Annotated in this window: 11 protein-coding genes, 1 tRNA gene, 1 other RNA gene and 1 riboswitch; of the genes, 10 read left to right on the forward strand and 3 right to left on the reverse strand. The window is 41.2% G+C overall.

The window, feature by feature from the left end:
- Positions 1 to 24 precede the first annotated feature (24 nt).
- The 3 genes from Q0J48_RS01700 to fucO all read left to right on the forward strand — a co-directional run bounded on the left by Q0J48_RS01700 (position 25) and on the right by fucO (position 2,524).
- Positions 25 to 636, forward strand: coding sequence for a hypothetical protein (locus tag Q0J48_RS01700; RefSeq protein ID WP_296241007.1), 612 nt, complete (start codon positions 25 to 27; stop codon positions 634 to 636).
- Between the two features lie 104 nt (positions 637 to 740).
- On the forward strand, positions 741 to 1,211 hold the full coding sequence (locus Q0J48_RS01705) for a TetR/AcrR family transcriptional regulator (RefSeq protein WP_296241008.1): 471 nt from the start codon (positions 741 to 743) through the stop codon (positions 1,209 to 1,211).
- 167 nt (positions 1,212 to 1,378) lie between these two features.
- Positions 1,379 to 2,524, forward strand: a complete 1,146-nt coding sequence (fucO, locus tag Q0J48_RS01710) for a lactaldehyde reductase (RefSeq protein WP_296241010.1) — start codon at positions 1,379 to 1,381, stop codon at positions 2,522 to 2,524.
- Between the two features lie 221 nt (positions 2,525 to 2,745).
- Here fucO and Q0J48_RS01715 read toward each other — a convergent pair.
- Positions 2,746 to 2,821, reverse strand: a tRNA-Asn gene (locus Q0J48_RS01715).
- A 127-nt stretch (positions 2,822 to 2,948) separates the two neighbouring features.
- Between Q0J48_RS01715 and Q0J48_RS01720 the strand changes: the two genes are divergently transcribed.
- From Q0J48_RS01720 to pflA, 4 genes are all read left to right on the forward strand, one after another.
- The gene (locus Q0J48_RS01720; protein ID WP_296241012.1) at positions 2,949 to 3,827 is read left to right on the forward strand and encodes an HAD family hydrolase; all 879 of its coding nucleotides are present in this window, start codon (positions 2,949 to 2,951) and stop codon (positions 3,825 to 3,827) included.
- 21 nt (positions 3,828 to 3,848) lie between these two features.
- Entirely contained in the window at positions 3,849 to 5,279 is a 1,431-nt protein-coding gene (locus Q0J48_RS01725; RefSeq protein ID WP_296241017.1) for an LTA synthase family protein, read from the forward strand.
- Positions 5,280 to 5,331: 52 nt separating this feature from the next.
- Positions 5,332 to 5,413: riboswitch (ZMP/ZTP riboswitch) on the forward strand.
- A 49-nt stretch (positions 5,414 to 5,462) separates the two neighbouring features.
- Positions 5,463 to 7,709 (forward strand): formate C-acetyltransferase, encoded by a 2,247-nt coding sequence (gene pflB, locus Q0J48_RS01730; RefSeq protein WP_296241019.1) that lies wholly within the window; start codon positions 5,463 to 5,465, stop codon positions 7,707 to 7,709.
- 5 nt (positions 7,710 to 7,714) lie between these two features.
- Positions 7,715 to 8,458, forward strand: a complete 744-nt coding sequence (pflA, locus tag Q0J48_RS01735) for a pyruvate formate-lyase-activating protein (RefSeq protein WP_296241022.1) — start codon at positions 7,715 to 7,717, stop codon at positions 8,456 to 8,458.
- Positions 8,459 to 8,557: 99 nt separating this feature from the next.
- On the opposite strand, the gene Q0J48_RS01740 is transcribed toward pflA, so the two are convergent.
- Together Q0J48_RS01740 and recU are read right to left on the reverse strand one after the other, a co-directional pair.
- Positions 8,558 to 11,047, reverse strand: a complete 2,490-nt coding sequence (locus Q0J48_RS01740; protein ID WP_296241023.1) for a transglycosylase domain-containing protein — start codon at positions 11,045 to 11,047, stop codon at positions 8,558 to 8,560.
- Complete coding sequence (recU, locus tag Q0J48_RS01745) at positions 11,044 to 11,634, reverse strand: Holliday junction resolvase RecU (RefSeq protein WP_296241026.1); 591 nt, start codon at positions 11,632 to 11,634, stop codon at positions 11,044 to 11,046. The genes Q0J48_RS01740 and recU overlap by 4 nt, the downstream gene beginning before the upstream one ends.
- A 98-nt stretch (positions 11,635 to 11,732) precedes the next feature.
- Between recU and Q0J48_RS01750 the strand changes: the two genes are divergently transcribed.
- From Q0J48_RS01750 to Q0J48_RS01760, 3 genes are all read left to right on the forward strand, one after another.
- Positions 11,733 to 12,083 (forward strand): DivIVA domain-containing protein, encoded by a 351-nt coding sequence (locus tag Q0J48_RS01750; RefSeq protein WP_296241029.1) that lies wholly within the window; start codon positions 11,733 to 11,735, stop codon positions 12,081 to 12,083.
- Positions 12,084 to 12,091: 8 nt separating this feature from the next.
- An RNA gene (rnpB, locus tag Q0J48_RS01755) (RNase P RNA component class B) lies at positions 12,092 to 12,419 on the forward strand.
- Between the two features lie 214 nt (positions 12,420 to 12,633).
- Positions 12,634 to 13,587: a magnesium transporter CorA family protein gene (locus Q0J48_RS01760; protein ID WP_296241031.1), complete on the forward strand. Its 954-nt coding sequence runs from the start codon at positions 12,634 to 12,636 to the stop codon at positions 13,585 to 13,587.
- Positions 13,588 to 13,681 lie beyond the last annotated feature (94 nt).

Below are 13,681 nucleotides of genomic sequence, written 5' to 3' on the forward strand. Positions count from 1 at the left end.
CAAGCCTTTTAGAAAGGAATAGATATGAAATTTAGTGATATTGATTTTTCAGCGCTTTCTCAAATGATGAATTCCATGAGTGATGAGGAAAAAGAACGTCTGAATTCGATGGCAGAAAACATGATGGAAAACATGAAAGGGCAACCGGAACCGGAAGAAGATACGGATTTTTATGAATTCTTTGGGATTTGTGAAGAAGAGTACGCCGATCTTCCTGGACAGGTCTTAGATCAGATCGAGGCGGCTTGTGATTTGGAGCAGTATTATGAGGATGTTCCGGAATCGGATTTCAGCGCTTCCGTTCTTTTCTTAGGGAAAGCGGTTTTGAATATGGTTCGTCACTATCACGCTCCGATCTATCAGAATGTATTGGGCTTGTCCAAATTTGTCAATCCACATACAACTGTTTTGTATGATTATTTCTATCCGTTGTTGGATGAAGAACATATCCATAAGCTTTGTGATGAAGGCTATGGAGAATCCAGTCTGTGGATCGATCATAAGAATATGCTGCAGCAGATCTATATGGCGCTCAACCGAGCAGAATATGACTTTATCAATTATGAAACGCTGCAGGAAATCAAATCCATATTGTTTGATCAAAAAGGTTTGATCCAAATTATAAATTTGATTTAAATAGAATGACCTATAGGAAGTGTTTGTTTAGGCTCCTTGGCCTTGGACATTTCCTGTTTTGTTTTTTTCTAGAAAACGCAAAGATTTTTTCTTATTATATAACTATGGATACGAAATATTTATTGGCAGAGGCTTTGAAGCGGTGTATGAAAAAAGCTCCTTTAGAGAAGATCACAATTAAGGACATTACAGATACATGCGGGGTCTCCCGCCAGACTTTTTATCGTCATTTTAAAGATCGGCAAGATCTGGTCAACTGGTACTTTGATAAGATTCTTTTAGAATCTTTTGAACATATGGGAGAAGGGAAAACGATCTACGACGGTTTGGTGAATAAATTTACGTTTATCAATCAAGAAAAATTATTTTTCTCGGCTGCCTTCAAAAATGATGATCAAAACAATCTGCGTGATCATGATTTTGAATTGATTCTTGCGTTTTATACCCATCGAATACAAGAAAAAACCAGGCATCCACTTTCTGATCAGCTGCAGTTTCAGCTGGAGATGTATTGCCAAGGTTCCATATATATGACAGTAAAATGGCTTTTGAATGGAGCTCAATCTTCACCGTAGAATCTCGCTAGGCAGATGGTGGATTCTATGCCCGAAAATCTACGGCAAGTATATACGGATCTGGATCTTTTATAAAGTGACAGATTCGTTTTTTTGTAACTTATCATACGCTAAGCCCATTGATAAAATAAAGATAGAAAGCGTTTACATAAAGGAGGAACAATAAAATGTCAAACAGAATTATGTTAAACGAAACATCTTATCATGGTTACGGAGCAATTCAGGAAATTGCCAATGAAGCGAAGGCGAGAGCTTATAAGAAGGCTCTTGTATGTTCAGATCCCGATTTGATCAAATATGGAGTTACTGGCAAGGTGACCAAAGTTTTGGAAGATGCCGGATTAGAATATACGATCTATTCGGATATCAAGGCAAACCCGACAATTGAAAATGTTCAAAAGGGAGTTGCAGCCTTTAAAGAAGCGCAAGCCGATTACATTGTTGCGATTGGTGGCGGTTCTTCTATGGATACAGCCAAAGCTATTGGGATCATCATTGCCAACCCAGAATTTGAAGATGTACGTTCTCTAGAAGGAACGGCGCCTACCAAAAATCCTTGCGTTCCCATTATTGCCGTACCGACGACTGCAGGAACAGCAGCAGAAGTAACGATCAATTATGTGATTACAGATGTTGAGAAAAAGAGAAAGTTCGTATGCGTGGATCCGCATGATATGCCTGTGATCGCAATCATTGATCCTGATATGATGTCATCAATGCCAAAAGGACTGACAGCTTCTACGGGAATGGATGCATTGACACATGCGATCGAAGGTTATACGACGAAGGCTGCGTGGGAAATGACAGATATGTTCCATTTAAAGGCAATCGAGATCATCAGCCGTTCATTAAGAAGTGCCGTTGCGAATGAAAAAGAAGGGCGTGAAGGCATGGCGTTAGGACAATATATTGCCGGTATGGGATTCTCCAATGTCGGACTAGGAATTGCACACTCTATGGCTCATACTTTAGGTGCTGTTTATGATACGCCGCATGGGGTGGCTTGTGCTATGATGCTCCCTATCGTTATGGAATATAACGCAGATTGTACAGGTGAAAAATATCGTGAGATTGCGCGAGCTATGGGCGTCAAAGATGTCGATTCCATGACCCAGGAGGAATATCGTAAAGCGGCTGTAGATGCTGTTCAACAATTATCTATCGATGTCGGTATCCCAACAAAATTGGAAGCTTTAAAAGAAGAAGATCTCGATTTCTTGGCAAAATCAGCTTATGAAGATGCTTGTGCTCCAGGCAATCCAAAAGATGCCAGCATTGAAGATCTGAAGGCCCTGTTTAGAAAATTAATGTAACAAAAAAAGCTATGTAAAACTCTATGGTGAATCAAAATCATCAAGAGCTTACATAGCTTTTATATTGGTTAAAGTATACATTGATATTGTTCAGAATCGTAAATAAAGCATAGAAACAAATAGTTTCTGTGGCGAAAATGTGGGTGAAACTGCAAAAAATAAAACACTTTCTTAATTTCGCCCTTTACCTAAAGCGTTTTTAAGAAAGTGTTTATTCGCAATGGCGCCTGAAACAAGACTCGAACTTGTGACCTGCCGGTTAACAGCCGGATGCTCTACCGACTGAGCTATTCAGGCAACTGCTCAATTATATTATCATACTCTTTTAGAGGACGCAATAGGAAAAAATAAAAAAATCAATCTGTACTTGTAATTTTTTAGGGTTCGGTTTTAAATGATTGTAAGCTAAAAAGGAAGTGGGCTTATGATCAAGGCAATCGTCATGGATATGGATGGTACTTTGTTAGATCCATCCAATAAAATCATGCCAAAAACCAAAAACGCATTGATTGAATTACAGAAAAAAGGTGTGCAATTAATACTGGCCAGTGGACGCAGTTATACCCGACTGATGCCGTATGCCAAGGAACTATCCATGGATAAACATCGAGGATGGTTATTAGAAGTGGATGGTGTTGCTGTATATGATTTGTCAAAGATGGAACGAAAGATCTTACGCAGGATGACCATAGAAGAAGTTCGAAGAGTATTTTCTGATTTGATCCATAGAAACTGCGAAAGCATGGCTTGCTTTGATGATGGTGTCTATGACTTTTTTCCAGAAACGATCCGTCAGATCAAAGCGGATCTAAGAATCAAAGAAAAGTTGCCAGAAGATTTCCCTTGGACCGGCGGGCCTTGGGGCTGGCTGGCAGATATGCGGGACGGCTATCCGAATATTCACTATATCCAGGATGTGCAGGAGATATCCCCGCCGATCAATAAAGTTCAGCTCATGCAGGAGGAACAAGAGATCCAGTCTTTGTATGAAGCTTTGACCGAGAAACTTCTGGATTTTAATGTGTTTCGGACAGCGCCTCGTCAACTAGAGATTCTTCCTAAAGGCGTTTCAAAAGGAGAGACCTTAGAGAAGATCATGGAATGGGAAGGCTGGACCATGGATGAAGTTTTGGCGTTTGGCGATGGCGAAAATGATGTCAGTTTATTTGATGTGGTCAAGAACAGTTTTGCGATGGGGCAGGCCAAAGCGTATGTCAAAGATCGGGCAAAATTTGTCACGGCTCCTAATGATCAGGAAGGAATCTGGCAGGCGTTAAATAAACTAGGCCTGCTTGAAGAATAAACAGTTCGATAAAAAGGAAGGTTGAATGAGTTGTTGAACTTTTTGATAATATTGATTGGATCCGTATTGGCAAGGACCGTCGCATGGGCATTTTCCTATTTTGGACTTTCTTCGTTTGAACAGCTGGTTTTTCATATTAAAGTGCCGTTGGAAGGAACGAATAAACGGTTCTTAGTGGACTGGGTCCGTCTGTGTTTTCTTTATGGTCTGATCCTGTCAGTTCTGATCTTTTTTCTTTTCTACATTTTGGATTTATCAGATGAATTAGCTTGGGTCTGGTTTGCCCTTTGCTTGATTTATTCGGCTGCCAAAGTCGGACTTTTTACGTATATTCTTCACCAGTTTCAATCCAGTGATCTTTATGAGAAAGAATATATTCATCCGGATGAAACCTCATGGATGGCACCGAAAGAAAAAAAGAATTTGATTCATATCTATTTGGAATCAATGGAAACCACTTATGCGAAAAAAGAAGATGGAGGCGATGCGCAAGAAAACCTTCTTCCATATTTAACTTCTTTGACAAAAGAAAATCTTTCATTTTCGCAGCACGACAAGATCGGAGGCGGCCTCGTGGTAACAGGAACCGGCTGGACCACGGGAGCAATGGTTGCATCCAGTGCGGGAGTCCCTCTGATTTTTCCCATCTATCATCCTTTTTGTACGGATAAAAAACCCTTCATGGAAGGGCTTGTCGGTCTGGGAGATATTTTAGAGGAAAACGGATACTCCAATACGTTGATGATCGGTTCTCAGGCGGTATTTGGCGGACGAAAGTTTTATTATGATCAACATGGTCATTATCAGATCTATGATTTAGACAGAGCAAAAAAAGAAGGCTGGCTAGATTCGGATTACCATACGTTTTGGGGATATGAGGATGAGAAGCTTTTTGCCTTTGCGAAAAAAAAGCTTTTAGAGCTTGCCCAAAAGGATCAGCCGTTTAATTTTGAAATATTGACAGTCGATACGCATCATCCTTATGGCTATCAACAAGATGATTGGGATCAACCTTTTACGAAGGGGATCTCCAATTCCATTTATCATACAGACCAGTTATTGAAAGATTTCATGGAGTGGTTGAAGAAACAATCTTTCTATGAAGATACCGTGGTCGTGATCCAGGGAGATCATACCAGTATGGCGGCTCAATATATCCATTCGACCTATGATAAGGATTTTGACCGTCGAATCTGGAATGTATTTATTCATCCTCAAAAAAAGACAAAAGAAACACAATATCGAGAATTTTCCACTTTAGATCTATTCCCAACGATCCTTTCTTCTTTGGGTTTTTCCCTGCCTAAAAAAGGCCTGGGATTAGGGCGCGATCTGTTGGGAGACCAGAAAACTTTGGTGGAAAAATACGGATGGGACACGCTCAATTTATGGATCAAAAAACGATCTCGCTTCTATCAAAAAAAGATTTTGAAGCTGGGTAAAAAAAGCTGATTTTATGGAAGCGTATTCGTTGACACTTTTCGTCTTCTTGGGTATCATGAAATCGTGCTTATACGACTGACGGAATTAGTGGAACAGACCACATGAAGTATAAGAGTGCATAGCCGACCGTCTGGGCAGAAAGAAAAGCCCGGAGGCCGGCTTTTCTTACGAAATCACAAGGAGGAAAACAGAATGTTTGAACAATGGAAGGGCTTTAAAGGTTCTAAATGGCAGGACGAAGTGAATGTCAGAGATTTTATTCAGCACAATTATGATCCTTATGATGGGGATGAGTCATTCTTGGCAGGTCCAACCGAGGCGACCGAAAAATTGTGGGATGCGTTACAGAAGCTCCAGAAAGAAGAACGTGCTAAGGGCGGCGTTTTGGATATGGAGACAGAAGTTATTTCAACTTTGACATCCTATGGTCCAGGTTATATCGATGAAAGCTTAAAAGATTTGGAACAAATCGTGGGGCTGCAGACGGATAAACCCTTAAAACGTGCTTTTATGCCATATGGCGGTATCCGCATGAGTATGGAAGCTTGTGAAACATACGGTTATACCCCAAGCAAAAAAATTACCGAAGTCTTTACAAAATATCATAAAACTCATAATGATGCCGTGTTTAGTGCTTATACTCCAGAAATGCGTCTGGCTCGTAAAAATAAGATCATTACAGGACTTCCTGATACTTACGGCCGTGGTCGTATCGTGGGGGATTACCGTCGAGTTGCCTTGTATGGAATAGATTTCTTGATTGAAGAAAAACAAAAAGATATGGCACTTTGCGGCGACGGAACGATGACGGATGATGTGATTCGTTTGCGCGAAGAGATTGCCGACCAGATCAAAGCTTTGAAGGAAATGAAAGAAATGGCCGCTACTTATGGCTATGACATTTCGCAGCCGGCAAAAAATGCGAAAGAAGCGGTTCAATGGGTATACTTTGGATATTTGGCTGCCATCAAAACGCAAAATGGTGCCGCTATGTCCGTGGGGCGCATCTCCACTTTCTTAGATATTTATATGGAACGCGATATCAAAGCAGGAGTCTTAACTGAAGAGCAGGCACAGGAATTAGTGGATCATATGGTCATGAAATTCCGTATGGTAAAATTTGCCCGTATCCCTTCTTATAATCAACTTTTCTCCGGCGATCCGGTTTGGGCGACTTTGGATGTTGCGGGATTAGGTATGGATGGCCGCCATATGGTGACGAAAACTTGTTTCCGTTTCTTACATACATTAGAAAACATGGGACCAAGTCCAGAACCAAACTTGACTGTATTGTATTCGAGCCGTTTACCAGAATCATTCAAAAAATATGCGGCGAAAGTCAGCGTTGCCACTTCTTCGTTACAATATGAGAGCGACGATGTCATGCGTCCTGAATGGGGAGATGACTACTCGGTTTGCTGCTGCGTCAGCGCTACACAAACAGGAAAAGAAATGCAGTTCTTTGGTGCCCGTGCCAACTTGGCAAAATGTTTATTGTATGCCATCAATGGCGGTGTGGATGAAAGAACGAAGATGCAGGTAGGTCCAGAATACAAACCAATCACCAGTGATGTTTTGGACTATGATGAAGTTATGCATAAATACGATTTGATGATGGATTGGTTAAGCGGTCTTTACGTAAACACATTGAATCTGATCCAGTATATGCATGATAAATACTACTATGAATCAGCTTTGATGGCTTTGATCGATACCGATGTTCGCCGTACGTTTGCGACGGGTATCGCAGGCTTCTCGCACGTTGTGGATAGTTTATCAGCCATTAAATATGCGAAAGTGACGCCTATCCGCGATGAAGATGGAATCGCAATCGATTATAAGATCGAAGGGGATTTCCCGCGTTATGGAAACGATGATGAAAGAGCCGATGAGATTGCCGTATGGCTGTTGAAGACATTTATGAATAAGATCCGCAAACATCATACTTATCGTAACAGTGAGCCAACGACTTCGATCTTAACGATCACAAGCAATGTAGTATATGGAAAAGCCACCGGAGCTTTACCGGATGGCAGAAAGGCCGGAGAACCTTTATCTCCAGGTGCTAACCCATCTTACGGAGCAGAAAAGAACGGTTTGCTGGCATCATTGAATTCAGTTGCGAAATTACCATATGAATATGCATTAGATGGTATTTCCAATACACAAACGATCAACCCAGGGGCTTTAGGACACAGTGATGAGGAAAGAGCTGAAAACTTAGTTCACGTGATGGATGGTTACTTTGATCAGGGGGCTCATCATTTGAATGTCAATGTATTTGGTGTTGAAAAGCTGAAAGATGCGATGGAGCATCCGGAAAAAGAAGAGTACCAGAACTTTACGATCCGTGTCAGCGGTTATGCTGTAAAATTTATCGACTTGACGCATGAACAACAGCTGGATGTGATTGCCAGAACATGCCATGATCATCTATAAGATCTATGAAAGGAAGTATTCATTCCATTGAAACCTTCGGCTCGGTTGACGGGCCGGGGGTTCGTTATGTGATCTTTTTACAAGGGTGTAAGATGCGTTGTCAGTTTTGCCATAACGCAGATACATGGCAGATCCTGGAACCCACCCAGGAAGCTAGCGATGTGTTAAAAAACGCGTTACGTTATCGTCCTTATTGGAAACAAAAGGGTGGCATTACGGTATCGGGTGGTGAACCTCTATTACAAATCAATTTCTTGATTGAATTGTTTACTCTTGTCAAAAGAGAAGGGATCCATACCACTCTGGATACATCTGGGCAACCATTTTCTAGAACGGAAGCTTTTTTAGAAAAATTTGATCGATTGATGGAAGTCACCGATTTGGTCTTATTGGATATCAAGCATATTGATGATCAAGCTCATCAAAAACTGACTGGATGGAGCAATCAGAATATTTTGGAACTGGCTAGATATTTAGATCAGATCCATAAACCTGTTTGGATTCGTCATGTATTGGTTCCTGAACGCACCGATGACGATGGGTATCTAAAACAATTAGATTCCTTTGTTTCAAGCCTACATAACGTAGAGCGTTTAGAAGTGCTTCCTTATCACACTTTAGGAGCTTATAAATGGAAAGAGTTAGGCCTTTCCTATCCTTTAGAAGGAATCGATCCCCCGACGGCAGAGCGCATTCAAAACGCCAATCAGCTGCTCCATACAGATCACTATAAAAAATATCAAGACTAAACAAAAAGCCAAGGAAATACAAAGTAAACTTCTGTACTTCCTTGGTTTTTATTATGAAGGATACAAAAAAAGGCATCGTTGATGGATGCCTTTTATACGTTATAACCAACTAAAGATGTTGAATAGAAATCTTCTAGGAAGACCAAGAAGTCCTGTGGTTTGTAAGGACTGCGTTGTCGCACCGGCATTTGGATCGGTCGTTTCTCCGCCAGTTCCCGGATCAACGGTTCCGCCGCCAGTTCCCGGATCGGTTGTTCCACCGCCAGTTCCGGGGTCTGTCGTTTCTCCGCCGGTACCAGGATCGGTCGTTTCACCGCCCGTTCCCGGATCCGTAGGCCAAGTACATACACCGTTAGACCATGTACCACCTTGGTTGATGCAATCTTGTTGAGCTTGATCGACCTCTGGTTCCGTTTCTTCTGGTTTTTCTTCTTCTTTTGTTTCTTCCTCTTCTTCGTCTTCTTCGTCTTCGCTTTCGTCCTTAGCGTTGCCGCCCGTTACTTTCGAATCGCCTTGTGATAAGAATTCCGTTTTGATATAACCGCCATTATAGCTCGATACGCCACCAGGTTTTTCTATATCCTTGTAGTTATAGAATTGAGCACAATAGTCAATTAAATAATCTGTAATGTAGAATCCTGTAGCCTGATATAAAACGCTGGTCGTAAAATAGTAACCTTGTTTTTCCATTTCAAAGGTATATCCTAACCAGGTTGCTACAGAAATATCGCTCGTGTATCCGACAGACCATTCATCACGATAGTTTCCGTTTGGAATACCATATTGGGCACCGTCAATCCCCCAGTCGGATGTACCGGATTTTCCATACACGGCATAATTTGGATTGTATAAGATATCATTGAACATCCCGTAGTTACCGGATACAACATTTTCCAAAAGATACGATGTCATGAACGCGGCTTCTTCACTGATCAAATCATATTCCGTAGTATCTCCAGCTGTTTCTTTATTGTCTGAACGACGGATGACATTGCGAACAGTATGGTCATTGACACGAGTTCCGCCATTGGCCAACATGGTATATGCGCTTGCCTGTTGACGAGGAGAGGCATACATATCGCTTCCGCCAATCGAATATTGTTCTACAAACGATTCACATCGCCTTTCCGAATAGCCCAGCTTCTTACAGAATTCAACCCAATAATCATAGCCTGTTTGATTGACTAGTTCGATCATTGCCTGCGCTGCCGGTGTATTTAAGGATAAACCTAAAGCAGTCTTCAAATTCACAACACCATGATATGTATGATCGGAGTTTTGAAGATTATTGCCAGAATGGAAGTAATCTTCCCCGTGGTCATTGATTCTGTGTTCCGTAGACCAGCCTAATAAATCAAAGGTAGACGAGTAAGCTAAGAGTGGTTTCATAGAAGAACCAGGCTGTCTTTCTGTGATGGAAAGATCATCTTTACCTCCGGTCGAATAGTAGGTTCTTCCGGCTCCTACCGCAATGACTTCACCTGTGTGATTTTCCACAACGGCAAATCCTGTATTCAAAACATCATTCGGGAAGGAAATGATATTGCCGGCACAGATATCATAAGCAACTTTTTGGACATTTTGATTCAAAGTCGTGTAGATATCCATTGGTACGACCGTTGGATCTTGTCCTGTCAATTCTGTGACTTCCGTGATGACTTGGCTGATGAACGGTGAATTCGGATCAGAGCTGGTCATTTCCTGGTAATCTAATGCGAACTCTAATCGAGTATTCACAGCTAACTGATACTCAGTTTCTGTAATATATCCATGCTGAAGCATCAAGGCCAATGTTGTATTTCTTCGTTCGGTCGCATTGGCCAAATAGTCCTGATCGGTTTTGATCAGATTGTTCAACGGGTTATAAGTGTCCGGGGCATTGATGGCTCCTGCCAAGAAAGCTGCTTCTCCTAAATTTAACTGCGATACATCTTTATTAAAGAAATATTTGGCAGCCTTTTGGATGCCTCGGGTGTTATACCCGGAACCAAACCAGATATGGTTGACATAATACTCAAAGATCTCTTCTTTATCTAAGGTTTGTTCAGCAATCAAAGATAAGTAGATCTCTTGTACTTTTAATTTGATATTGTCTAAGGTAGAAATTCCACCTTGCTCACTTTGAAGCTTTTCTTTTTGTTTGGTCGTGAAGGTATTATCGATCAGCTGCATGGTCAAGGTCGAACCACCTTGTGCTAATGATCCGCTTCGTAAATTGGTCAATGCACTGGCCAAGAAACGCGGCAAGTCAAACCCGCTGTGATCAAAATAACGCGAATCCTCAATACTCAAGAAAGCATCGATCACATCCTGCGGAATTTGTTCGTATGTAATATCTTCACGAATCTCGGCACCTAGTTCCGTTACGAGATTTCCATCGCGGTCATAAATACGCGAGTTAGAGATGGTCGTCAAATCGCCTTCTACGAACTGCATGCCTTCCGGATCATTGATGATGTTGACCAAGATAAAGAAAACAGAGATGCATCCTACTAAAAAGATAGAAAGAACTCCGATCGCTAATTTATTCCAGACATCCAATTTACGCCGTTTTTTTGTAGCGGGCGTTTTATTTTCCCCTTTGTTCATGAATTTTCCTCCTTGAAATAGATCTGATCAACGATTCGCAAGTAATCAAGACGGGGAATATACCCTTCTTGAATCTGATGACCATTTTCCTGAAACCAGGCATAGGGAATCGAACTTTTTGTCGTTTTTTCCATGGTTTGGATCATCAGCGGTGCATCGATCAAATACGTTTCATTGTAGCTGGTGAATCGGACGATAAAAAAACCGATTCCTCCATGAAGCTGTACTTTTTTTAAATGCTGAATCTGATGAGGATGGACGATGCCCATCGGAAACTGTGACTTGTTTTTCGTTTCCTTCGCTTCAAAATCGATATAACGACCCCGATACACTCCGTTGTAGTCTGTTGTCGACGGTGTCTTATAATAGGCTTCGACGATCTTGGCCTTGTTACGGGCCGGATAGTCAACGTGGACAACCTGAACGGGCGTTGGCTTTTTATAAATCAAGGCTTTATCGCATTCCCGATAGTAAGCATTTGTATCGTTGATATCCGCTTCTAAACGCATTCCGCGATGCGTATGACGGTCTTGCGCTCCTTGATTTTTTATCGGTGAAATCGCTGTTGGATATCGAACTACACTCATCGGCTTTATTATATATGAAATAGAGGGAACATTCAAATATGGTTGATTTTTATGGGGAAAAACGGCATAATTAATTGTAGTGTTTAGGGGGAATGACCATGGCAAAAGAGTTGAATCTTACTGCACAAGAAATATTTGAAAAAGAATTTCATGTTGATATCAAAGGCTATGCGCCGGCCGAAGTCGATGAATTCCTGGATCAGATCATTGAAGACTACCAAGTTTATGATGAAAAGATGGAAGAATTAGGCCAGGCATTGAGCCGCTATGAAGAGAAAATCAAAGAGCTTCAACAAGAAATCTATACTCTGCAAAGTGAAAAAACAAACCTAGAAGAAAAGGTCAATGCGGATTATATCAATGGAAACAGTGATACGATCGATATTTTAAAACGCATTGCTCGTTTGGAAAAAGCAGTATTCCATACAGGAGAAGAAACAGAAGAATAAAAAAAATACGATTTCGACAGTCGCTGGCGAAAGTTAGAGGAAAGTCCATGCTCGCACAGTCTGTGATGACTGTAGTGTTTGTGCTGGATGAAGTCATAAATCCAGGCAGGTCTTAGACCTGACGGCTGCCTGACTTCCTAAGGGAAACTAGGGAATGAAGGCTTTAAAAGTGCCACAGAGACGAGCCATTCTGGAAATAGAATGGGTGGAACGGGTAAACCCCACAAGCGAGAAACCCAAATTTGGTAGGGGAATCGGCCGGAATGAATCAGAAAGGAAGGTCGGATAGGAAACTATAGATAAATGACTGTCTAATACAGAACATGGCTTATGAAATCGAAGAATACGGGAGAGATCCCGTTTTTTCTTTTGTTAAAAACTTGGAAAGTGTGTGTGGCTTTCCGGGATTTGTGATACAATACTAAAGCATGAAAGAAAGTAGGTGAGTGTATGTCTCCGGACCCATTAAGTTGCAACAACAACCACATAATGAATCAAAGAAAAGGGCGGGGACATCACCAGTAGTCTTCGCCGATAAGGAGGGATTACTGTGCTGGAATTCTACAAAACTTTTGATGACGGAACTCGTTTGATCGATGCTCCGGAACGAGGATGTTGGATCAATGCGATTGCACCAACGGAAGAAGAAAGAAATTTTTTGATTGAACAGATTGGGGTTCTGCCAGAATTTGTCAAATCTTCACTGGATGAAGAAGAGAGTTCACATATTGATTATGATGATGATTTTGATCAAACCCTGGTCATTGTCGATTATCCGGATTCCGATGATAGCGATGCTAATAAAAATGAAGATTATACGACACTGCAGTATAAGACCAATCCAATGGGAATCGTGATCTTGAAAGGCTACGTCGTAACGATCAGTCTTTATGAGAACTGGTCTTTGCAGGACATGGCCCAAGGCCGGGTTCGTCAAATGGACACGCGGTTGAAGACGCGATTTTTGTTGTTGTTAGTCCTTCGAATCTCGCAACAATATCTGGTTTATCTGCGTCAAATTGACCGTTTATCAAGCCGAACGGAAGCGAAACTGCATCAGTCGATGGAAAATAAAGAGTTGATCCAGATGCTTGGATTGGAAAAATCGCTCGTATTCTTCTCTACATCGTTGAAAGCGGATGAAATCACGTTAAATAAGATCATGCGTGGAAAAATGATCAAGCTGTATGAAGAAGATGAAGATCTTTTGGAAGACGTCATGATCGAGATCCATCAGGCGATTGAGATGTGTAATATCTATTCCAATATCTTGAGCGGAACGATGGATGCCTTTGCGAGTGTCATTTCGAACAATTTGAATATCGTCATGAAGGTCTTGACGGTCATTACGATCGTTATGGCGATTCCAAACATTATCTTTAGTTTCTATGGAATGAATGTTGATGGCTTGCCTGTGCCTCATGTCCTGTTTCCTACATCGGTGGCTGTCGTTGCTTGTTTGATCGCAATTTTGATCTTCAAGAAAAAAGATATGTTTCATTGAGGTTTATCAAAAGATAAGCCTTTTTATTTTATAAGGAAGTTTTGAAAGTTTTGCGTATGATTTTAAAGATTTTGATTCTCGATAATAATAAAGA

The organism is uncultured Faecalicoccus sp. (genome assembly GCF_944325745.1).
Lineage (GTDB): Bacteria > Bacillota_I > Bacilli_A > Erysipelotrichales > Erysipelotrichaceae > Faecalicoccus.